The sequence below is a fragment of the Streptomyces sp. NPDC088350 genome, assembly GCF_044753545.1.
Classification (GTDB): Bacteria; Actinomycetota; Actinomycetes; order Streptomycetales; family Streptomycetaceae; genus Streptomyces.
This window is the reverse complement of record NZ_JBIVNL010000004.1, coordinates 1-21,395: the sequence shown is the minus strand read 5'-3', so window position 1 is coordinate 21,395 and position 21,395 is coordinate 1. Positions and strand designations below refer to the sequence as shown.

General features: G+C 69.2%; 19 protein-coding genes and 1 tRNA gene. 14 read left to right on the top strand and 6 right to left on the bottom strand.

The window, feature by feature from the left end; all coding sequences use genetic code 11:
* The first annotated feature begins 53 nt into the window (after nucleotides 1-53).
* The 5 genes from ACIQBL_RS13960 (at nucleotide 54) to ACIQBL_RS13940 (ending at nucleotide 6,087) form a co-directional block, all read left to right on the top strand.
* Nucleotides 54-887, top strand: coding sequence for a siderophore-interacting protein (locus ACIQBL_RS13960; protein ID WP_401940791.1), 834 nt, complete (start codon nucleotides 54-56; stop codon nucleotides 885-887).
* Between the two features lie 152 nt (nucleotides 888-1,039).
* A complete protein-coding gene (gene desA, locus ACIQBL_RS13955) occupies nucleotides 1,040-2,482 on the top strand; it encodes a lysine decarboxylase DesA (RefSeq protein WP_401940788.1) in 1,443 nt (480 codons plus the stop codon).
* A complete protein-coding gene (locus tag ACIQBL_RS13950; RefSeq protein WP_401940786.1) occupies nucleotides 2,466-3,749 on the top strand; it encodes a lysine N(6)-hydroxylase/L-ornithine N(5)-oxygenase family protein in 1,284 nt (427 codons plus the stop codon). Before desA ends, ACIQBL_RS13950 begins: the two co-directional genes overlap by 17 nt.
* On the top strand, nucleotides 3,746-4,312 hold the full coding sequence (locus ACIQBL_RS13945; RefSeq protein ID WP_401940783.1) for a GNAT family N-acetyltransferase: 567 nt from the start codon (nucleotides 3,746-3,748) through the stop codon (nucleotides 4,310-4,312). Before ACIQBL_RS13950 ends, ACIQBL_RS13945 begins: the two co-directional genes overlap by 4 nt.
* The gene (locus ACIQBL_RS13940; RefSeq protein WP_401940781.1) at nucleotides 4,309-6,087 is read left to right on the top strand and encodes an IucA/IucC family protein; all 1,779 of its coding nucleotides are present in this window, start codon (nucleotides 4,309-4,311) and stop codon (nucleotides 6,085-6,087) included. Before ACIQBL_RS13945 ends, ACIQBL_RS13940 begins: the two co-directional genes overlap by 4 nt.
* A gap of 66 nt (nucleotides 6,088-6,153) precedes the next feature.
* Here the strand turns inward: ACIQBL_RS13940 and ACIQBL_RS13935 are convergent, their stop codons facing one another.
* A complete protein-coding gene (locus ACIQBL_RS13935) occupies nucleotides 6,154-7,743 on the bottom strand; it encodes a beta-N-acetylhexosaminidase (RefSeq protein ID WP_401942484.1) in 1,590 nt (529 codons plus the stop codon).
* Between the two features lie 96 nt (nucleotides 7,744-7,839).
* On the opposite strand from ACIQBL_RS13935, the gene ACIQBL_RS13930 reads away from it, so the two are divergent.
* The gene (locus ACIQBL_RS13930) at nucleotides 7,840-8,718 is read left to right on the top strand and encodes a DUF4429 domain-containing protein (RefSeq protein WP_401940778.1); all 879 of its coding nucleotides are present in this window, start codon (nucleotides 7,840-7,842) and stop codon (nucleotides 8,716-8,718) included.
* A gap of 70 nt (nucleotides 8,719-8,788) precedes the next feature.
* Here ACIQBL_RS13930 and ACIQBL_RS13925 read toward each other — a convergent pair whose 3' ends face one another.
* Nucleotides 8,789-10,360, bottom strand: coding sequence for a purple acid phosphatase family protein (locus tag ACIQBL_RS13925; RefSeq protein WP_401940775.1), 1,572 nt, complete (start codon nucleotides 10,358-10,360; stop codon nucleotides 8,789-8,791).
* Nucleotides 10,361-10,525: 165 nt separating this feature from the next.
* Here ACIQBL_RS13925 and ACIQBL_RS13920 point away from each other — a divergent pair, with 165 nt between their 5' ends.
* Both ACIQBL_RS13920 and glmS read left to right on the top strand, forming a co-directional pair.
* On the top strand, nucleotides 10,526-10,783 hold the full coding sequence (locus tag ACIQBL_RS13920; RefSeq protein ID WP_352184416.1) for a hypothetical protein: 258 nt from the start codon (nucleotides 10,526-10,528) through the stop codon (nucleotides 10,781-10,783).
* Nucleotides 10,784-10,797: 14 nt separating this feature from the next.
* Entirely contained in the window at nucleotides 10,798-12,615 is a 1,818-nt protein-coding gene (glmS, locus tag ACIQBL_RS13915) for a glutamine--fructose-6-phosphate transaminase (isomerizing) (protein ID WP_401940772.1), read from the top strand.
* Nucleotides 12,616-12,730: 115 nt separating this feature from the next.
* Here the strand turns inward: glmS and ACIQBL_RS13910 are convergent, their stop codons facing one another.
* Both ACIQBL_RS13910 and ACIQBL_RS13905 read right to left on the bottom strand, forming a co-directional pair.
* Nucleotides 12,731-13,303, bottom strand: coding sequence for a GPR1/FUN34/YaaH family transporter (locus ACIQBL_RS13910; protein WP_401940769.1), 573 nt, complete (start codon nucleotides 13,301-13,303; stop codon nucleotides 12,731-12,733).
* Between the two features lie 120 nt (nucleotides 13,304-13,423).
* Nucleotides 13,424-13,951, bottom strand: coding sequence for a universal stress protein (locus tag ACIQBL_RS13905; RefSeq protein WP_019065779.1), 528 nt, complete (start codon nucleotides 13,949-13,951; stop codon nucleotides 13,424-13,426).
* A gap of 322 nt (nucleotides 13,952-14,273) precedes the next feature.
* On the opposite strand from ACIQBL_RS13905, the gene ACIQBL_RS13900 reads away from it, so the two are divergent.
* The 5 genes from ACIQBL_RS13900 to ACIQBL_RS13880 all read left to right on the top strand — a co-directional run bounded on the left by ACIQBL_RS13900 (nucleotide 14,274) and on the right by ACIQBL_RS13880 (nucleotide 17,694).
* Entirely contained in the window at nucleotides 14,274-14,594 is a 321-nt protein-coding gene (locus ACIQBL_RS13900; protein WP_401940766.1) for a hypothetical protein, read from the top strand.
* A 386-nt stretch (nucleotides 14,595-14,980) separates the two neighbouring features.
* Complete coding sequence (locus tag ACIQBL_RS13895) at nucleotides 14,981-16,249, top strand: GlxA family transcriptional regulator (protein WP_401940763.1); 1,269 nt, start codon at nucleotides 14,981-14,983, stop codon at nucleotides 16,247-16,249.
* A 120-nt stretch (nucleotides 16,250-16,369) separates the two neighbouring features.
* Nucleotides 16,370-16,972: an oligoribonuclease gene (gene orn / locus ACIQBL_RS13890; protein WP_078651394.1), complete on the top strand. Its 603-nt coding sequence runs from the start codon at nucleotides 16,370-16,372 to the stop codon at nucleotides 16,970-16,972.
* 82 nt (nucleotides 16,973-17,054) lie between these two features.
* Nucleotides 17,055-17,127, top strand: a tRNA-His gene (locus tag ACIQBL_RS13885).
* Nucleotides 17,128-17,196: 69 nt separating this feature from the next.
* Nucleotides 17,197-17,694, top strand: a complete 498-nt coding sequence (locus tag ACIQBL_RS13880) for a GNAT family N-acetyltransferase (RefSeq protein WP_401940760.1) — start codon at nucleotides 17,197-17,199, stop codon at nucleotides 17,692-17,694.
* Here ACIQBL_RS13880 and ACIQBL_RS13875 read toward each other — a convergent pair.
* Nucleotides 17,666-18,451, bottom strand: coding sequence for a serine/threonine protein kinase (locus ACIQBL_RS13875; RefSeq protein ID WP_401940758.1), 786 nt, complete (start codon nucleotides 18,449-18,451; stop codon nucleotides 17,666-17,668). The genes ACIQBL_RS13880 and ACIQBL_RS13875 overlap by 29 nt on opposite strands.
* Nucleotides 18,452-18,515: 64 nt before the next feature.
* On the bottom strand, nucleotides 18,516-19,571 hold the full coding sequence (locus ACIQBL_RS13870; RefSeq protein ID WP_401940755.1) for a LacI family DNA-binding transcriptional regulator: 1,056 nt from the start codon (nucleotides 19,569-19,571) through the stop codon (nucleotides 18,516-18,518).
* 330 nt (nucleotides 19,572-19,901) lie between these two features.
* Here ACIQBL_RS13870 and ACIQBL_RS13865 point away from each other — a divergent pair, with 330 nt between their 5' ends.
* Nucleotides 19,902-21,224 carry an ABC transporter substrate-binding protein gene (locus tag ACIQBL_RS13865; RefSeq protein ID WP_401940752.1) on the top strand — a complete coding sequence of 441 codons (1,323 nt, stop codon included), beginning with the start codon at nucleotides 19,902-19,904 and terminating at the stop codon, nucleotides 21,222-21,224.
* Nucleotides 21,225-21,395: the final 171 nt, after the last annotated feature.

The following is a 21,395-nucleotide window of genomic DNA, read 5'->3' as shown; positions in this document are numbered from 1 at the left end:
CCCCGCGCCCCTTAGGTAGGACACCTGACACCCCTCCAAAGGAGCCCCCCTCCATGACTATGGCCGTCGCCGCTCCCTTCCGTTTCTTCTCACTCCAGGTTGTGCGGACGGAGCGGCTCGGGCCGTCTCTGGTCCGGGTCACCTTCGCCGGGGATGATCTCGCGTACTTCTTCTCCGACGGGTGTGATCAGTCCCTGTCGCTCTTTCTGCCGCATCCGGGCCAGTCGCGGCCCGCCGTGCCGTACGAACTCGGGGACGGGTGGTGGCAGGGGTGGCGTGAACTGCCGGACGGTGTACGGGCGGTGATGCGGTCGTACACGCTCCGCGCCCTGCGCCGTGATCCCGACGAGATCGACATCGACTTCGTGCTGCACGAACCGGCGGGGCCCGCCTCCGGGTGGGCGTCCCGTGCCTCCGCCGGTGACCGGGTCGTGCTGCTCGGGCCGGCGGTCGCGGACAATCGGGCGATTCGGTTCCGGCCGCCGGAGGACACCGACCTGGTGGTCGTCTGGGGTGACGAGACCGCCGTACCGGCCGCGTCCGCCATCCTCGAAGCGCTGCCGGCCGGCACCCGTGCGCGGGTCTGGCTGGAGGTCCAACACGCCGGTGACATCCAGGACTTGGTGACCGCGGCCGACGCCGAGGTCACCTGGCTGGTACGGGGGAACGAGGGCACCGAGGGGTCCCCCATGGCCCTCGGCGCCCTTCGTGCCGCCCAACTCCCGCCCGCCGGGCGGCCGTACGTGTGGATCGCGGGCGAGTCCGGTCAAGTGAAGGTGCTGCGGCGGCACTTCGTGGGTGAGCGGGGGATCGACCGGCGGCGGGTGACCTTCGTCGGGTACTGGCGGCAGGGGCTCAGTGAGGAGCAGCTGCGCGAGGCCGGATGACCGTGCGACGGGCCCGTGATGCGTGAGTGACGGCTGTCACGGATGGGGCGGGTTTCCCGGACATTAAGTTAGGTTAGGCTTACCTAAGTTGATGTTGCGGAACCCCGCCGCTCGCCTGTCCCGCACGGACTTCCCCACCGGAGGACCCCCACATGCGCTCGCACCTGCTCAATGACACGACTGCGGAGCACTACCGCCGCTCCGTGACGGAAGGCGTGGAGCGGGTGGCGGCCAAACTCGCCACCACCGAACGACCGTTCACCGGCGTCACGGTCGACGCCCTCTCCCCCCTCATCGACCGGATCGACCTCGACCGCCCGCTCCACGACACCGCCGCGGTGCTCGACGAGCTGGACGAGGTCTATCTGCGGGACGCGGTCTACTTCCACCACCCGCGCTACCTCGCCCACCTCAACTGCCCGGTCGTCATCCCCGCGGTGCTCGGCGAGGCGGTGCTCTCCGCCGTCAACTCCTCCCTGGACACCTGGGACCAGTCGGCCGGCGGCACCCTCATCGAGCGCAAGCTGATCGACTGGACGAATGAGCGGATCGGCCTCGGGCCGCACGCCGACGGGGTGTTCACCTCCGGCGGCAGCCAGTCCAACCTCCAGGCGCTGCTGCTGGCCCGCGAGGAGGCCAAGACCGACAGCCTGGCGAAACTGCGCATCTTCGCCTCCGAGGTCAGCCACTTCAGCGTGAAGAAGTCCGCGAAACTGCTGGGACTTGGGCAGGATGCGGTGGTGTCGATACCCGTCGGTGCCGACAAGCGGATGCAGACGGTCGCGCTCGCCCGTGAGCTGGAGCGCTGCAAGGACGCCGGGCTCGTGCCCATGGCCGTCATCGCCACCTCCGGCACCACCGACTTCGGCTCCATCGACCCGCTGCCCGAAATAGCCGAGCTGTGCGCGCAGTTCGGGGTGTGGATGCACGTCGACGCGGCCTACGGCTGCGGTCTGCTCGCCTCGCTGAAGTACCGGGGCCGGCTCGACGGCATCGAGCGCGCCGACTCCGTCACCGTCGACTACCACAAGTCCTTCTTCCAGCCGGTGAGTTCGTCCGCCGTCCTGGTCCGCGACGCCGACACCCTGCGCCACGCGACCTATCACGCGGAGTACCTCAACCCGCAGCGGATGGTGCACGAACGCATCCCCAACCAGGTCGACAAGTCCCTCCAGACCACCCGCCGTTTCGACGCGCTCAAGCTGTGGATGACGCTGCGCGTGATGGGCGCCGACGGTGTCGGTCAACTCTTCGACGAGGTCTGCGACTTGGCGGTGGAGGGGTGGAAGCTGCTCGCCGCCGACCCACGCTTCGACGTCGTCGTAGAGCCCTCGCTCTCCACCCTCGTCTTCCGCTGCATCCCGGCCGCCGTCACCGACCCCGCCGAGATCGACCGCGCCAACCTGTACGCCCGCAAGGCCCTGTTCGCCTCCGGTGACGCGGTGGTCGCGGGCACCAAGGTCGCCGGCCGCCACTACCTGAAGTTCACCCTGCTCAACCCCGAGACGACGGCCGACGACATCGCCGCCGTCCTCGACCTGATCGCCGGCCATGCCGAGCAGTACCTGGGAGAGTCCCTTGACCGCGCTTCCTGAAGCCTCGCACAAGACCTACGACTTCGTGGGGATCGGGCTCGGGCCCTTCAACCTCGGCCTCGCCTGCCTCACCGAGCCGATCGCCGAACTCGACGGGATCTTCCTGGACTCGAAGCCCGACTTCGAGTGGCACGCCGGCATGTTCCTCGACGGCGCCCACCTCCAGACCCCGTTCATGTCCGACCTGGTCACCCTCGCCGACCCGACCTCGCCGTACTCCTTCCTCAACTACCTGAAGGAGAAGGGGCGTCTGTACCCCTTCTACATCCGCGAGAACTTCTATCCGCTGCGGGTCGAGTACGACGACTACTGCCGCTGGGCGGCAGGCAAGCTCTCCAACGTGCGCTTCGGCACGACGGTGACCGAAGTCGCGTACGAGGACGAGTACGAGGTCTACGTCGTCCGGACCGGGGCCGGTGACGTGTACCGCGCCCGGCATCTGGTCCTGGGCACCGGCACGCCGCCGTATCTCCCGGAGGCCGTCGCGGGTCTGGGCGGCGACTTCATCCACAACTCCCGCTATGTGCGGCACAAAGCGGAGTTGCAGGCCAAGGAGTCGATCACGCTGGTCGGCAGCGGGCAGTCCGCCGCCGAGATCTACTACGACCTGCTGAGTGAAATCGACGTCCACGGCTACGAGTTGAACTGGGTGACGCGGTCCCCGCGCTTCTTCCCGCTGGAGTACACGAAACTCACGCTGGAGATGACCTCCCCGGAGTACATCGACTACTTCCACGCCCTGCCGGAGCAGACCCGCTACCGCCTCACGGCCGAGCAGAAGGGCCTCTTCAAGGGCATCGACGGCGACCTCGTCAACGAGATCTTCGACCTGCTCTACCAGAAGAAGGTCGGCGGTCCCGTCCCCACCCGGCTGCTCACCAACTCCTCGCTGGACAGCGCCACTTACCGTGACGGCGTCTACGAACTCGGCCTCCGCCAGGAGGAGCAGGAGAAGGACTACACCCTGCGCTCCCAGGGCCTGATCCTCGCCACCGGCTACCAGTACGCGGAGCCGGAGTTCCTCAAGCCCGTCCACGAGCGCCTGCGCTACGACTCGCGGGGCAACTTCGACATCGCGCGCAACTACTCGATCGACACCACGGGCCGGGGCGTCTTCCTCCAGAACGCCGGCGTCCACGCGCACAGCATCACGTCCCCGGACCTGGGCATGGGCGCGTACCGCAACTCGTACATCATCCGTGAGCTGCTCGGCACCGAGTACTACCCGGTCGAACAGACCATCGCGTTCCAGGAGTTCGCCGTATGACCGCCCTCACCACCACAGGCACCTTCACCTTCCGCCCTCTCGACCCGCTCCAGGACGCCGAGTTGCTGCACCGGTGGCTCACCCACCCCAAGGCCGCGTTCTGGATGATGCAGGACGCGAGACTGGAGGACGTCGAGCGCGCCTACATGGAGATCGCGGCCGACGAGCACCAGCACGCGCTGCTCGGGCTCCAGGACGGTGTCCCCGCCTTCCTGATGGAGTACTACGACCCCCGTCATCGCGAACTGGTCGGCCTGTACGAGCCGTTGCCCGGTGACGTCGGCATGCACTTCCTGACGCCGGCCACCGAGGCGCCCGTCCACGGCTTCACCCGTGCGGTGATCACCGCCGTGATGGCCCGCCTCTTCGAGGACCCGGCGGTCGCCCGTGTCGTCGTGGAGCCGGACGTGTCCAACACCGCCGTGCACGCCCTGAACGAGGCGGTCGGGTTCGTGCCCGAGCGTGAGATCCAGAAGCCGGAGAAGAAGGCCTTGTTGAGCTTCTGCACACGGGAACGCTTCTTTGGTGAGCACAGCCTGGCCGCTACGGCGGTGTCCGCATGAGCCTCGCCGACGCCGTGGCCCACCTCTCCCCCGAGCGCTGGGAGAAGGCCAACCGCCTGCTGATCCGCAAGGCCCTCGGCGAGTTCGCGCACGAGCGGCTGATCACCCCTGAACCGGCCGATCAAGACGGCGACTTGTACGTCGTCCGCAGTGACGACGGTCTGACCCGCTACCGGTTCACCGCCACCCGGTACGCCCTCGACCACTGGCAGGTCGACGCCGACTCGATCACCCGTCACCGCGACGGCGCCGAACTCCCGCTCGCCGCCCTGGACTTCTTCATCGAGCTGAAGCAGGCGCTCGGGCTGAGCGAGGAGATCCTGCCGGTCTACCTGGAGGAGATCTCCTCCACCCTCTCCGGCACCTGCTACAAGCTCACCAAGCCGCAGACCCCGGTCGCCGAGCTGGTGAAGAGCGACTTCCAGGCCATCGAGACCGGGATGACCGAGGGCCACCCCTGCTTCGTCGCCAACAACGGCCGGCTCGGTTTCGGCATCCACGAGTACCTCTCGTACGCCCCGGAGACCGCGAGCCCGGTCCGGCTGGTGTGGCTGGCCGCGCACCGCTCGCGGGCGGCGTTCACGGCGGGCGTGGGCATCGACTACGAGTCGTTCGTCAAGGGCGAGTTGGGCAGCGCCACGCTGGACCGCTTCCGCGCCACCCTGGCCGACCGGGGCCTCGACCCCGACGACTACCTCCTCATCCCCGTCCACCCCTGGCAGTGGTGGAACAAGCTCACCGTCACCTTCGCCGCCGAGGTCGCCCGCGACCATCTCGTCTGCCTCGGCGAGGGCGACGACGAGTACCTCGCCCAGCAGTCCATCCGGACCTTCTTCAACAGGTCGAACCCGGAGAAGCACTATGTGAAGACGGCCCTGTCCGTCATCAACATGGGCTTCATGCGCGGGCTTTCGGCCGCCTACATGGAGGCGACCCCGGCGATCAACGACTGGCTCGCCCAACTCATCGACAACGACCCGGTGTTGAAGTCCACCGGCCTGTCGATCATCCGCGAGCGGGCCGCCGTCGGCTATCGGCACCTGGAGTACGAGGCGGCGACCGACCGCTACTCGCCGTACCGCAAGATGCTCGCCGCCCTGTGGCGCGAGAGCCCGGTCTCCTCGCTCCGGGACGGCGAGTCCCTCGCGACGATGGCCTCGCTGGTGCACCTGGACCACGAGGGCGCGTCCTTCGCCGGCGCGCTGATCGCGCGGTCGGGGCTGACGCCGGTGGAGTGGCTGCGGCGCTATCTGCGGGCGTACTTCACCCCGCTGCTGCACAGCTTCTACGCCTACGACCTGGTGTTCATGCCGCACGGCGAGAACGTGATCCTCGTCCTGAAGGACGGCGTGGTCGAGCGCGCGATCTACAAGGACATCGCCGAGGAGATCGCCGTCATGGACCCGGACGCGGTGCTGCCGCCGACGGTGGAGCGGCTGCGGGTCGAGGTCCCCGAGGACAAGAAGCTGCTGTCGATCTTCACCGACGTCTTCGACTGCTTCTTCCGCTTCCTCGCCTCCCAACTGGCAGCCGAGGGCGTCCTGGAGGAGGACGACTTCTGGCGTACGGTCGCGGACGTCACCCGCGAGTACCAGGACGCGGCACCCGAACTCGCCGACAGGTTCCGGCAGTACGACATGTTCGCCCCCGAGTTCTCCCTGTCCTGCCTCAACCGCCTCCAGTTGCGGAACAACAAGCAGATGGTGGACCTGGCGGACCCGTCCGGCGCGCTCCAGCTCGTCGGCACCCTGAAGAACCCCATCGCCGGGTTCTGACCCCCGCATGAGGACGGGCACCCCGGAGTACGGTCCTCCGGGGTGCCCGTCCTCATGCGGCAACAACTACCGGGCCGGCCACGGGACTTGGGGCGACCGGTAGTAGTCGATCCCCAACGCCTCCCACCTCGGCGCCTGCGCCGCGAGCCGCACCTTGTAGGTGTCCCAGTCGTGCGTCGAGGCCGGCGACCAGCCCAGCTCGGCGACGCCCGGCAGCCGGGGGAAGGCCATGTACTGGATGTCGGCGTCGGTCACGATGGTCTCCGACCACAGCGGTGCCTCGACGCCACGGATCGCCGAACTCGGCACCCCGGCAAGGTAGTTGCCCGGGTCCCAGTCGTAGGACCGCTTCACCTCGACCAGGCCCGCCCAGTCCTGGCCGAGCGGGGTGGCCTCGGTGTACTTCATGTCGAGGTAGACCCGGTCGGCGGGCGAGAGGATCAGCCCGGTGCCGTTCTTCGCGGCCTCGGCGACCTGTGCCTTTTCGGCGGCGTCGGTGTCGTCGAGCCCCCAGTACTGGGCGAGGGCGCCCTTCACGGGGTGGGCTCCGGTGATCTGGTGCCAGGCGATCACCGTCTTGCCGTACTTGGTGACGATCGGCTGCACCCGGTCCATGAACTTGACGTAGTCGTCATGGCTGGTGGAGTGCGCCTCGTCGCCGCCGATGTGGAGGTAGCGGCCCGGGGTGAGCGCGGCCAGCTCGCGGACCACGTCGTCCACGAAGCTGTAGGTGAGGTCCTTGCCGACGCACAGCGAGCTGAAGCCGACGTCCGTGCCCGTGTAGAGCGGGGGTGCCACGCCGTCGCAGTTCAGGTCGGCGTAGGAGGCGAGGGCCGCGTTGGTGTGGCCGGGCATGTCGATCTCGGGGACGACCTCCAGATAGCGGGAGGCGGCGTAGCGGACGATCTCCTTGTAGTCGTCCTTGGTGTAGTGGCCGCCGGTGCCGCCGCCGACCTCGGTCGAGCCGCCGTAAGTCGCCAGGCTGGGCCAGGAGTTGACGGCGATGCGCCAGCCCTGGTCGTCGCTCAGGTGCAGATGCAGTTCGTTGATCTTGTAGAGGGCCAACTGGTCGATGTAGCGCTTGACTTGGTCGACCGTGAAGAAGTGCCGGGAGACGTCGAGCATGGCGCCGCGGTAGGCGTAGCGCGGCGAGTCCTCGACGGTGCCGCCCGCGATCCGCCAGGGGCCGCGCTGCACGGAGTCCTTCTCGACGGCGGCGGGCAGGAGTTGGCGCAGGGTCTGCACGCCGTGGAAGAGGCCCGCGGACCTGCTCGCGGTGATGGTGACACCGGAGGCACCACTGACGAGACGGTAGCCCTCGGCGCCGAACGTGCCCTTGGACAGCCGGAGTTGGATGCCGCCCTTGCCCCGCGAGGTGACCGGCAGCCGGTAACCGGTGGAGGGGCGCAGGATGCCCGCGAGGTACTCGCCGATCCGGCGCGACTCGCGTGACTCGCCGACGCGGATACGGGTACCGCTCGTGATCCGGTACGGCTGTCCGCCCGGGGTCACCGAGGCGGGCGCCGGAATCACCCGGCCCAGCGGGGTGACGGCGGCGGACTGTGCCGGGGGTGCGGCGCCGGCGACGGACACGCTCGCGGCGGCGACGAGCAGCAGCGAACCGAGGAGGCGGGTCGTTCTGTGGCGCTGTCTCACAAGGCGTCTCACGAGCGGGTCCCTTCCTTTGAACTTCCGTTGAGCCCGGACAGGTACAGACCATTCTGTCGCCTGGCCGGTGGAAGAATCCCTCCCATGGCGGAAATCATCCAGAAGGACGGCACCTGGGTCTTCGACGGCGACGCCCTGCGGCTGACTCCCGGCCGGGACAGGAACGTCGGCCTGTTCCGCCGGACCCTGGGTGAACTCGTCGTCCCGCTGGGGGCGTTGGCGGGTGTCTCGTTCGAGCAGGGCCGGAGGTCGGGGCGGCTGAGACTGCGGCTGCGCGACGGCGCCGACCCGCTGCTGCACGCCACCGGCGGCCGGCTCGCCGAGAGCGAGGACCCCTATCAGCTCGCCGTCGAGTCGGACCGCTACGGCGTCGCCGAGTACTTCGTGGACGAGGTGCGGGGCGCCCTGCTGCTCGACCGGGTACCGGCCGACCCGGTGGACGCGTATCTGCTGCCGGGCCCGGCCGTGCCGCTCTCGGTGTCCGCCGGGGACGGCACCGCGAGCTTCGACGGCGAGCGCGTACGGCTGGAGTGGAACTGGAAGACCGAGGACGCCAAGTCCGCCGCCGGCGCCCGGACCCTCGCCGTCGCGGATCTCGTCGGCGTGGAGTGGCGTCCGTCGGCCGGGCTGGAGAACGGCTACCTCCGCTTCTCGGTGCGTAACGCGCCGACCAAGGCGCCGCCCAAGTACGACCCCAACTCCGTTGAGCTGTGGGGCTTCAAGAAGGACCCGCTGATGGCCCTGGTCGCCGCCGCCGTGCAGGCCCGCCTCCCGCACCCCGCGGCCGAGCCGGACGTAGGACCCGAACAGCCCGAACCCGCAAGGGAGTTGACGGCCGCGACGGAGGACGGCCACGACGCGCTGCTGCGGCGGTTGCGCGAACTCGGTGAGCTGCACCGGGACGGGGTGCTCACGGACGAGGAGTTCGCGATGGCCAAACAGGCGGTCCTCAAACGCATCTGAGGACCGCCTGCGGTGTGCCTACGCCCTGCCTTCCGGGCGTACGACGGAGGCTACTCGGCCTTGACGGGGCTTACTTGGCCTTGCGGGCGACCGTGAAGCGGTCGACCTCGGCGCCGGTCTCGGCGATGCCGCGGACCGTCAGGGTGGCCGTACGGCCCTTCGAGGCGGGCTGGACGTCCACCCGCAGGAACGAGTAGTTGAGGTAGCGGACGCGGGACCAGGCGACCGTCTCGTTGACCTTGCCGTCCTTCGTGTTGACGAAGGCGGCCACGGAGTCGACGTCGGCGACGTGACCCTCGTAGGAGTCCGGGGCGGAGAACGCGTACAGGCTGCGGCCGGCCGCGCCCGCCGTCACGTAGACGACACCCTCGGTCTCCGGGTACGCCGTGCCGCCGATCGGCAGCTTCTTGACGACGGCGTTGTTCTTGATGACGTCGGTGCGCTCGTACTGGTGGTTGTGGCCGTTGATGACCAGGTCCACCGTGTACTTCTCGAACAGCGGCACCCACTCGTCGCGCACTCCCCCCTCCGAGGAGTGCGCGGTGGAGGTGCAGTACGCGCAGTGGTGGAAGAAGATCACCACGAAGTCGATGCCCTTGGACGCGCGGAACTTCTTGAGCTGCGCCTCCAGCCAGGTGGTCTGGGTGCCGCCGGAGATGCCGAGGTTGGCCGGGATCTCGAAGGACACGTCGTTGGCGTCCAGCGAGATGACCGCCGTGTTGCCGTAGACGAAGGAGTAGACGCCCGGCAGGTTCGCCTTGTCGGGGCCGTTGTCCGGGAGGTTCCAGCGGGCGTCCTCGCCGCCGTAGCCGTTGGGCGAGTACCAGGCCTCCATGTCGTGGTTGCCGTAGGCGGGCATCCACGGCACGGACTTGGCGACCGACTCGGTCTGGGCGAGGAACAGGTCCCACGTCCGCGAGTCGAAGCCGGTGTCGGTGGTCTTGCCCGCGCCGGCCGGGTCGGCGTAGCAGATGTCGCCGGCGTGCAGGTGGAAGGCCGGGTTCTGGCCGAGGAGCAGGCTGTTGTTGGCCAGGCCGTGGTAGCCGACGCCCTCGTCGCCGAAGGCGGTGAAGGTGAACGGCACGGCGCAGTCGGGGGCGGTGGTGAAGGTGCCAAGCGTGCCGAGCAGGTGGGCCTCGGCGGGGTCGAAGCCCGCGTGGCCGACGCCGTAGTAGTAGGTCCTGCCCGGACGCAGGTGGGTGAGCTTGGCGTGCAGGTAGTACTGGGTGTGGTCGCCGCTCGCGCCGACGCCCGCCGGGGTGTACAGGGTGCGCACCTCGGCCTCGATCTTGCGGGAGAGGTCCCAGGGGTGCGCGCCTATGCGGACGAACGGCTTCTTGACGTTGGTCGGGACCTGCCAGGAGACCGTGACCTCGGTGCTCGGGTCGTTGCCGAACGCGAGGTGGCGGCCGAACGGGGAGACGAGGGCCCCGTCCACCGTCTCGGTGGCGGCGTAGGTGGCGGTGGTCCGGGTGGGGACGGCCGCCTGGGCGACGGCGCCCGGTACGAACACGCCGCCCGCGACGGCGCCGAGGGTCACGGCACCGCCTCTGATCATCGTGCGACGCGAGAATCTCGCGCGCAGGTACTCGTGCTGCTCCGCCATGCTCATGCGCTCGGCGAGCTCTGCGGGTACTCCCATACGAGGAATGTCCATGGCGTCTGAAACTCGTCGACATGAGCAACGGTGCGCAAGACACAGGATGGACAGCTTACGAACAGAGCCCCATAAGACTTTCAACAGACCGTTGCCCGATATCGGGCAGGATTCTTGCAAACCGCCCTCCGGTGCCTCAGGATCATCCGGGTGCACGACGAACTCGTTGATCATCTGACGCGGTCCACGCCCCTCAACCGGGGCGAGGCACTGCGGGTGATCCAGGACGTGCTCGCCTACTTCGACGAGACGACCGAGGAGTACGTCCGTCGCCGCCACCGCGAACTCCAGGCCCAGGGCCTGGTCAACGCGACGATCTTCGACCGGATCGAGGCGGACCTGAAATACCGGGCCGTGGCCCCGCCGGAGCTCACACTCCGGCAGCTGCGCCGGATCGTCTACGGCTAGGAATACGTATATATATGTGCGGAATCGTCGGATACATCGGCAAGCGTGACGTTGCTCCGCTTCTGCTGGAGGGCCTGCAGCGGCTGGAGTACCGCGGCTACGACTCCGCGGGCATCGTCGTGACGACCCCGAAGGCGGCCGGCCTGAAGATGGTCAAGGCCAAGGGAAGGGTCCGTGACCTGGAGGCCAAGGTCCCGGCACGCTTCAAGGGCACCACCGGCATCGCCCACACCCGCTGGGCCACGCACGGCGCCCCCTCCGACGTGAACGCCCACCCGCACCTGTCGGCCGACCACAAGGTCGCCGTCGTCCACAACGGCATCATCGACAACGCCTCCGACCTCCGCAAGAAGCTCGAAGCGGACGGCGTCGAGTTCCTCTCCGAGACCGACACCGAGGTCCTCACCCACCTCATCGCCCGCTCCCAGGCGGAGACCCTGGAGGAGAAGGTCCGCCAGGCGCTCCGCGTGATCGAGGGCACCTACGGCATCGCCGTCCTGCACGCCGACTTCCCCGACCGCATCGTGGTGGCTCGAAACGGCTCCCCGGTGGTCCTCGGCATCGGCGAAAAGGAGATGTTCGTCGCCTCGGACATCGCCGCACTGGTGACGCACACGCGCCAGATAGTGACCCTCGACGACGGCGAGATGGCGACCCTCAAGGCCGACGACTTCCGGACATACACCACCGAGGGCACCCGCACCACGTCCGAGCCCACCACCGTCGAGTGGGAGGCCGCCTCCTACGACATGGGCGGCCACGACACCTACATGCACAAGGAGATCTTCGAGCAGGCCGACGCCGTGGACCGCGTGCTGCGCGGCCGGATCGACGACCGCTTCTCCACCGTGCACCTCGGCGGCCTGAACCTGGACGCCCGCGAGGCCCGGCAGATCCGCCGCGTGAAGATCCTCGGCTGCGGCACCTCGTACCACGCGGGCATGATCGGCGCCCAGATGATCGAGGAGCTGGCCCGCATCCCCGCGGACGCCGAGCCGGCTTCGGAGTTCCGCTATCGCAACGCGGTCGTGGACCCCGACACCCTCTACATCGCGGTCTCGCAGTCCGGTGAGACGTACGACGTCCTCGCCGCGGTCCAGGAGCTGAAGCGCAAGGGCGCACGGGTCCTCGGCGTGGTCAACGTCGTCGGCTCGGCGATCGCCCGCGAGGCGGACGGCGGCATGTACGTCCACGCCGGCCCCGAGGTCTGTGTCGTCTCGACCAAGTGCTTCACCAACACCACAGTCGCCTTCGCCCTGTTGGCCCTCCACCTCGGCCGCACCCGCGACCTCTCCGTCCGCGACGGCAAGCGCATCATCGAGGGCCTGCGCAAGCTGCCGGCCCAGATCTCCGAGATCCTCGACCGCGAGGACGAGATCAAGAAGCTGGCGGCCGAGTACGCCGAGGCCCGCTCGATGCTGTTCATCGGCCGCGTCCGCGGCTACCCGGTCGCCCGCGAGGCCTCCCTGAAGCTCAAGGAGGTCTCCTACATCCACGCCGAGGCCTACCCCGCCTCGGAGCTGAAGCACGGCCCCCTCGCCCTGATCGAGCCCGCCCTCCCCACGGTCGCGATCGTCCCCGACGACGACCTCCTGGAGAAGAACCGCGCCGCCCTGGAGGAGATCAAGGCCCGCAGCGGCCGCATCCTCGCGGTGGCCCACCAGCACCAGGAAAAGGCCGACCAGACGATCGTGGTCCCGAAGAACGAGGACGAGCTGGATCCCATCCTGATGGGGATTCCTCTTCAACTCCTCGCCTACCACACGGCGTTGGCGCTGGGCCGGGACATCGACAAGCCGAGGAACCTCGCGAAGTCGGTCACGGTCGAGTAGCGCCCCAAAGGGGCGCGGGGAACTGCGCGACCAGCCCCCACGCACCCGCAGAGGCAGGACAACAGAAAGGCCCCCCACGTGTGCCTCATACACGTGGGGGGCCTTCCGCTGCCGGTCAACTGATGGCCGTCACGCCCCGACCGGCCGCCCGACGAGGAAGAACCGTCGGCCAGTGTGCGAGCGCCGCCGTCGCCGAATACCAGGCAACAGCCCCCGCCGCGACACCGAACCACCCCCCGACCTTGCTCAGCCCGTCGTTCCCGGCGAACTGGGCGATCGCGAGCAGCACGAGGGAGACGAAGAACAACCCGTAGGTCCCCTGGGTGAGTTGGTCCCCTCCCGCGAGGGTCAACGACAGCGCGACCAGGGCGAACAGGACCAGGAACAACCCCGTCGCGTTGGCCGACACGGAGTGCCCCGCCCCGACGGCCCAGGTGAACCAGAGCGCACCGAACGCCGAGAACGCCGTACCGGTGACGGTGTCGCCGTCGCGGAACGCGAACAACCCGGCGACGAAGAGGGCAACTCCGCCTACGTAGTGGGCGAGTGACACGGCGTCAGCCGCCGACACTCCGTTGATGACATTCGTGTACCCGAGCCCGAAGGCCAACAGGGTGATTCCCAGGGCGAGTCGGCCGACGATCGAGGTGGTGCTTCCCGTGCTTCCCGCGGAGACGTCATTGTCCACGGCGGGCTCCCTTCGTGCATGTGCGGTTGTGCGGTGTGACCGATATATGCCCTTCACAAGGACACAAACACCTCTGCACAACAGCGAATTCAGAAGGAACCCAGCCGCGCCACGGGACGACTACGGGATAACGACGACGGGCCGCTGCGCCCGCTTGGCGAGCCGCCCCGCGACGGAGCCGAAGATGCGTCCCACGATGCCGTGGGTCGAGCCCACGACGATCGCGTCCGCCTCGTACTCCCGCCCCACCTCTTCGAGTTCGTGGCAGATGTCGCCGCCGCGCTCGACGAGGATCCAGGGCACTTCGGCGAGGTATTCGGCGCACGCCAGCTCAAGGCCGAGCACTTCGGTGCGGTGATCCGGCACGTCGACGAAGACCGGTGGCTCGCAGCCCGCCCACACCGTGGTGGGCAGCCGGTTGGCGACATGCACGATCACCAGGCCCGAGCCGGAGCGGTGGGCCATGCCGATGGCGTACGCGAGGGCACGCTCACTGGACGTGGAGCCGTCGAAACCGACGACGACGCCGTGCTTGAAGGCGGGATCGCAGGAATGACGTGGCTGTTCCGCCGCCAGGGGCTCGGCCGCCGTGGGATCGGCGACGGGCCGCTTGCGGTCCGCGGGTTCGAAAGATTCGTGACCGGCCATGGGTGTCTCGGCTTTTTGATCCTCTTGGGAGGGGACAACAGTGTGCGGCGGAGCTGTGTCCGGGAATCATCTTCCCAACCCCATACCCCCAAGGGTACGGCGGCACTCCTCCTTAGCCCATATCCCGCACACGCTCCGGCGGAGTTCCCCGGAGCATGCACGAGGGGGCGCCCGTAACGCAATGGTTGCTGCCCCGTACAGGCGGTTTGCACAGGATTCACTTGTCCGCGGGGCGTCCGCGTCCATCCATCGGCTGCCCTACAGTGACCGACGCATCGAACACGCGTTGAACCCGGCGAGCCACCGCCCCAGGGAGCACGCCATGTCCGGACACCGCACGACCTCCGAGGCACACCCCAGCGCGGACACCGCGAGCGACGTGGTCCGCTGGGCGGTCTTCAGCTGCGTCCTCGTCCCCCTCGTCCTCCTCTGGTACGGCACCTCGCTCGCCGGCGCCGCCGGTACGGCCCTGGGTCTCGCGGCCGTCACCGCCGCCTGCTGGATGCTGCTGCGCCGGTCCGAGCAGGGCACGCCCCGGCTGCTGGCCGAAGAACACCCCCCGCACCGCGGCCACCGGCACCGGGCCGGGGCGGGGGCGCACAGGGGCGGGCGGCACGCCGGGGGAAGCACACCGGTCGACTGACCGGTTTCCGCGCACGCGCCCGACGCTTTTCAGCCAACTTCCGGCCACCGCGCATCTGTTGTCCGAACCACCCCCCAACCCCCGTTCCACCTGCACCGAAAGGGTCTGGGAGGCCCTGCGCACCCTACGGGGATTGGCCACTACGACGAGGCGCACTTCCCTGCACGGCCCACGAGTGCAACGCTTCGTGATCGAATGCTTCACGCCAAGTTGCCATGTCGACAATATGCCGGTTGCCGAACTGGTCACCCCGGCACCACTGGACACAGTAGATTCGATCTTGACGTCTTACGGCGGGGGACTCGTGCAGGACCGAGGGGAAACGTGCTGGAGCGACATGCCCGACAAGTTAGGGGCGCCGCGACCACCGAGGGGGGCTTAGCAGTATGAGCCACGACTCCACTGCCGCGCCGGAAGCCGCGGCCCGGAAGCTTTCCGGGCGACGCCGCAAGGAGATCGTCGCGGTGCTGCTGTTCAGCGGCGGCCCCATCTTCGAGAGTTCCATACCGCTGTCGGTGTTCGGAATCGACCGGCAGGACGCCGGGGTTCCGCGCTACCGCCTCCTTGTGTGCGGCGGCGAAGAAGGCCCGCTGCGCACCACCGGAGGGCTGGAACTCACCACACCGCATGGCCTGGAAGCGATCTCACGGGCGGGCACCGTCGTCGTGCCGGCCTGGCGGTCGATCACCTCGCCACCGCCGGAGGAGGCACTCGACGCGATTCGCCGGGCGCACGAGGAAGGGGCCCGCATAGTGGGCCTGTGCACCGGCGCCTTCGTGCTGGCGGCGGCGGGCCTGTTGGACGGCCGCCCCGCGACCACCCACTGGATGTACGCGCCGACGCTGGCCAAGCGCTACCCGTCGGTGCACGTGGATCCGCGGGAACTCTTCGTCGACGACGGAGACGTACTGACGTCCGCCGGTACGGCGGCCGGAATCGATCTCTGTCTCCACATCGTGCGGACGGACCACGGCAACGAGGCGGCCGGCGCGCTCGCCCGGCGCCTGGTGGTCCCCCCGCGCCGAAGCGGCGGCCAGGAGCGCTACCTCGACCGGTCTTTACCGGAGGAGATCGGCGCCGACCCGCTCGCGGAGGTCGTCGCCTGGGCGCTGGAGCACCTCCACGAACAGTTCGACGTGGAGACGCTGGCGGCACGCGCGTACATGAGCAGGCGTACGTTCGACCGCCGCTTCCGCTCGCTCACCGGGAGCGCTCCCCTGCAGTGGCTGATCACGCAGCGGGTGCTCCAGGCGCAGCGCCTGCTGGAGACGTCGGACTACTCGGTGGACGAGGTCGCGGGCCGCTGCGGCTTCCGCTCGCCGGTGGCCCTGCGCGGCCACTTCCGGCGCCAGCTGGGCTCGTCGCCGGCCGCCTACCGGGCCGCGTACCGCGCCCGCAGGCCCCAGGGCGACAAGCAGGTGGACAGCGACAGCGCTCCCGGCCAGCCCGGCGGTCCGGCGTCCCTGGGTCCGGCCGGGCTGCCGCCCTCGCTGCATCCGGAGGGCCCGGTTCCGATGCAGTCGCGCCGGGCGGCGGCGAGTGCGCTGTCGGCGACGGCGTCCGCTTCGTCGGCCTCCTCCGCGGAGAACGGCGGCCGTGAGGCGTACGCCACAAGCCGGGCCGCGAGTCTGCCCGGCCAGCGGAGCGGGACGTAGCAACCGCATGCTCCCGGAGGTCTCCGTCAGGGGATCTCCGGGGGTTTTCGCGTGCCCCCGGACCACAAGGTCACCGCACGGTCGGCTCAGCTGAGCGGCGCGCACCTTAAGGTTAGACACATGAACGATCGCATGGTGTGGATCGACTGCGAGATGACCGGCCTCTCGCTGTCCGACGACGCTCTCATCGAGGTGGCCGCCCTCGTCACCGACTCCGAGCTGAACGTGCTCGGGGAAGGGGTGGACATCGTCATCCGCCCGCCGGACCAGGCGCTGGAGACGATGCCGGACGTAGTACGCCAGATGCACACCGCATCCGGCCTGCTCGACGAGTTGGCCGGCGGTACGACGCTGGCCGACGCCGAGGAGCTGGTCCTGGCGTACATCCGGGAGCACGTCAAGGAGCCGGGCAAGGCCCCGCTGTGCGGCAACTCGGTCGGCACCGACCGCGGTTTCCTCCTCCGTGACATGCCGACCCTGGAGGAGTACCTCCACTACCGCATCGTGGACGTCTCCTCGGTGAAGGAACTGGCCCGGCGCTGGTACCCGCGGGCGTACTTCAACAGCCCGGAGAAGAAGGGCAACCACCGCGCCCTCGCCGACATCCGCGAGTCCATCGCCGAACTGCGCTACTACCGCGAGGCGATCTTCGTCCCGCAGCCCGGCCCCGACTCCGACACGGCCCGCACGATCGCCGCGAAGCACGTCCTGCCCACCTCGTAAAAGGCGTGCGCGAGCACCCCTTCGGACCCTGTACACTTTTTCTCGGCCGGTCGGAAACTCACTGAGTGAACGACCGGGCATGGTGGGTGTAGCTCAGCTGGTAGAGCACCTGGTTGTGGTCCAGGAAGTCGCGGGTTCAAGTCCCGTCACTCACCCTGAGTAATCAGCCGGTGACTCCGGAAACGGAGTCACCGGCTGATTCTTTATTTCCGGGAGCCCCCCCCGTGTACCCAGCGCGCATCCGCACCCCCCGTCTCGACCTCCTCCCCCTCCGCGCGGAGCACGCCACCGAGATGGCCACGGTCCTCTCCTCCCCCGCCCTCCACACCTTCACCGGCGGGGCTCCCCTCACCCCCGCCGCCCTTCGCACCCGTTACGAGCGCCTGGTCGCCGGCTCCCCGGACCCGGCGGTCTCCTGGCTCAACTGGGTCCTCCGCCTCCGCACCGAAGCCCGCCTCACGGGCACCGTGCAAGCCACCGTGACCGGGTCCGAGGCCGAGATCGCCTGGGTGGTCGGCGCACCCTGGCAGGGGCGAGGCCTGGCGAGCGAGGCGGCGCGGGGCCTGGTGTCCTGGCTCGAAGAACAGGCGGTTCCTACGGTCGTCGCGCACATCCACCCGGACCACCAGGCATCCGCGGCAGTCGCTACGGCGGCGGGACTGACGCCGACGGACGAGTGGCAGGACGGCGAGGTCAGGTGGCGGCGCGCCACGCGTCCGTGAACTCCCGTACGCCCGCGAACCGTTCGGCGGGATCGGCGCGGGTGGCCCTTTCCAGGACGGCGAGTTGGGCCGCCGTACCCCGCCAGGCCCGTTCACCGTCGCCGGCGTCGAGGAGGAGGCGGGCGGTGCGGCCGAGGGCGTAGACCGTCGTGCGGATGTCGATGCGGGCGCCGCGGTGCCACTCCTCGGGGGCCATGAAACGGGCGGAGCCCGGGAGGCGGTCGTCCTGGAGGACGAAGGGGCCGGGGCGGTACTCGTCGAGGTCGACGAGGTGGAGCGCGTCGCCGTAGAAGTCGTAGAGGAACGCCCCGTCGTAGAGATCGACCGCGACCATGCCCGCCGCCTCCACGGCGAGGTGGGCGTCCAGGACGCGGTCGACCGCGCGGAGGACGGAGGCGAGGGGCAGGGCACGGAAGCGGGCACGGGCGGGGCCGTACAGGGACTCGCCGGGGCGCCAGGGCATGACGACCGCCGTGCGGCCACCGTCCGTCACGGTGATGCGGTGGAGTTGCGGGACGATCGCCGGGTGCCGTACGGCTCGGTGGAAGGCCCAGGCGCCGTCAAGTGAGGCCTGGGCGGCGGGAGTTGTCGCCTCCTTCACGAACCAGCGTTCCCCGTCCGGGAATTGGACGCCGTAGGAGACACATCCGGAGTCCTGTTCGCGGAAGGCTCGGAAGACTTTGCCCACGGTGTGGAGGTAGGGCTCGGTCGCGGGGATTCTGTCGACGGTCAGGAGGGGGTGGGGACGGGGTGTCATGGGAACCAGCCTGGACGGTGAAGGGCCGGGTGGGGAGCGGAAATCCCTGAACGCACCCCACGTTTCAGGACGACGCCCGCGTCACCAACTCCGTTGCCAGTACCGCCTGTCGGCGCTCCAGTCCCCGGGACGTGGCCGGGCGGCGGTCCGCGATCTCGGCCAGCAGCAGGTCGATCATCGCGCGGCCCATCTCCTCGATGGGCTGGCGGACGCTGGTGAGGGGCGGGTCCATGTGGCGGGCGATGGCCGAGTCGTCGTAGCCGACGAGGGCCACGTCGTCGGGGATGACGCGGCCCTCCTCGCGGAGGACCTGGCGGGCGCCGGCCGCCATGACGTCCGAGCCGGCGAAGACCGCGTCCACATCGGGGCGGCGGGCCAGCAACTCCTTCATCGCCCGTCGGCCGCCCTCCTCGGTGAAGTCACCCGGCTGGATGAGGTGTTCGTCCACTTCGTGGCCCGCGTCGAGCAGCGCCTCGCGGTAGCCGTCGACGCGGCGCTGGGCGCCGTAGACGTCGAGGCGGCCGGTGATGTGGGCGATGCGGGTGCGGCCCCGGGACAACAAGTGTTCCACGGCGGAGCGCGCGCCGCCGTAGTTGTCCGAGTCGACGGAGGTCAGGGTTTCCAGCGCCGAGCGCGGGCCGCTGATCACCGCAGGGATCTCCAGTTGCGCCAGCAGATCGGGAAGCGGGTCGTCCGCGTGGACGGACACCAGCAGGACGCCGTCCACCCGGTGTGCGGCCAAGTACTGGGCGAGGCGCTGTCGTTCGCGGTCGCTGCCCGCGAAGATCAGCAGCAACTGCATCTCGGTCTCGGAGAGTTCGGAGCCGACGCCCTTGAGCATGTCCGAGAAGTACGGTTCCGCGAAGAAGCGGGTCTCCGGCTCGGGGACGACGAGGGCGATGGCGTCGGTGCGGTTCGCGGCGAGGGCGCGGGCGGCCGTGTTGGGGACGTAGCCGAGTTCGGCGACCGCCGCCTCCACCACCGCGCGGGTCGCGTCGCTGACCCTCGGCGAACCGTTGATCACCCGGGAGACCGTGCCGCGGCCCACACCGGCGCGCGCCGCGACCTCCTCCAAGGTCGGCCGGCCACCGCTCCGGCCCCGCGCTCCGTGGCTTGCCATTGGCTCCGCCTCCTGTCGACCCACCCGTTGGCCTGGAATGTAACAGTCCTGATCAGCGAAGAGGGGCGTGCGGAGCCCCGCCTCCGGCCGATTCCGTCCCTCCCCCGGGGTTAGCTAACAGCCCGATAACTGAACGCATCTCTCCGCGTCCGCTCCCTTGACACCCCCGCGCGAACCGACGACTCTTCAACACATCACCGGTGGGAGCGCTCCCACGGTACCTGACACATACACATCCCGCACGTTCCCCGCCCGAGCCGCAGCGTGAACTAACGGGCCCAACAATGCAGTTGGCCGGGGGGTCGGCACGTCAGGCAACAGGAGGACGCAATGCGCACGAGTACCCGACGGTCCCATCGGCTGATGGCCCTCGCGGCCGTCGCCGCACTGACCACAGGGGTGCTGGCCGGCTGCTCCAGTGACTCGAACGGCACCTCGTCGAATTCGAGCGGCGGCACTTCCAAGGGCAAGACCACGCTGACCGTCGGTACCTTCGGCGTCTTCGGCTACAAGCAGGCCGGTCTGTACGACGAGTACATGAAGCTCCACCCGAACATCACCATCAAGGAGGACGTCACCACCCGTACCGACGTGTACTGGCCGAAGGTCCTCACCCGGCTCCAGGCCGGTTCGGGCACCGACGACATCCAGGCCATCGAGGTCGGCAACATCACCGAGGCGGTCCAGACGCAGGCCGACAAGTTCGTCGACCTCGGCAAGGACGTCGACACGTCGCAGTGGCTGCCCTGGAAGAACGCCCAGGCCACCACCAAGGACGGCAAGCAGATAGGCCTCGGCACCGACACCGGTCCGATGGCGATCTGCTACCGCAAGGACCTCTTCAAGAAGGCCGGTCTGCCCACCGACCGCACCCAGCTCGCCAGCCTGTGGAAGGGCGACTGGACGAAGTACGTCAACGTCGGCAAGGACTACATGAAGAAGGCGCCCAAGGGCACCAAGTTCGTGGACTCCGCGTCGTCCGTCTACAACGCGGCCATCGGCGGCGAGAGCCAGCGGTACTACGACAAGGACGGCAACGTCATCTGGGACAAGTCGACCGGTGTGAAGGCGGCTTGGAACGCGGCGATGGCGGTGGCGACCAGCAACATGTCGGCGAAGCTCAAGCAGTTCGACCCGACCTGGGACCAGGGTTTCGCCAACGCCAGTTTCGCGACGGTGGCCTGCCCCGCCTGGATGATCGGCTACATCGAGCAGAAGTCGGGCGACTCCGGCAAGGGCAACTGGGACGTGGCGGCTGCGCCGACCGCGGCCAACTGGGGCGGTTCGTTCCTCGGCGTGCCGACGGCGACCAAGCACCAGGCCGACGCCGTGGCGCTGGCGAAGTGGCTGACCGCGCCCGAGCAGCAGGCGAAGGTCTTCGCCAAGCAGGCCAGCTTCCCGTCGACCCCGGCGGCGTACGCCGGCCTGAAGCCCGCGGCCGACACGACGGCCTACTTCTCGAACGCGCCGATCACCCAGATCTTCTCCGACTCGGCGAAGACGATCCCGGTGCAGGTCTTCGGTATCAAGGACCAGCCGATCGGCACCGCGATCACTGATGTCGGCATCCTCCAGGTGGAGCAGAAGGGCAAGACCCCGGCCCAGGGATGGAGCGCCGCCACCAAGGAGATCAAGGACGTGCTCGGGCAGTGAGCAGTTCGAAGCAGGCCCTCGCACACCCCGCGCCGGGCTCCGGCGCCGCGCCCCGCGCCCACCCCCGCGCCGCCCCCGGCGCCCCCCGGGGCGGGGACCCCGCGCCCCGCCCCCGGTGGGGGGGGGGGCCGGGGGGACCCGGGGGCGAGACGGGGGCGCCGGGAGCGGGGA